The sequence below is a fragment of the Streptococcus sp. DD04 genome (assembly GCF_001578725.1).
Lineage (GTDB): Bacteria > Bacillota > Bacilli > Lactobacillales > Streptococcaceae > Streptococcus > Streptococcus sinensis.
On record NZ_KQ969033.1, the window covers coordinates 1 to 219 of the forward strand.

Annotated in this window: 1 pseudogene; it reads right to left on the bottom strand. The window is 45.7% G+C overall.

Annotation, left to right across the window (positions count from 1 at the left end):
• Positions 1-219 (bottom strand): annotated as a pseudogene (locus tag STRDD04_RS10415) (IS30 family transposase); the annotation flags it as partial.

The following is a 219-nucleotide window of genomic DNA, read 5'->3' on the forward strand; positions in this document are numbered from 1 at the left end:
GATTTGACCGGCAACTGTATCTGCTTCCCAATCACCAATCCTAGCTCGCTTGTTTGCTTCTTCGGGTCTTTCATGAATGGTATGAGAAATAGAAATTTTCCCTCTGTTTTCAACATGACCTTTCGTATGACGTGTTTTCCCACGATGACGGAGTTTGCGAATCACACCACGAGCGCCATGTGAAAGCTTGTCGTCAAAGTGACCACGATAGATGGCTCT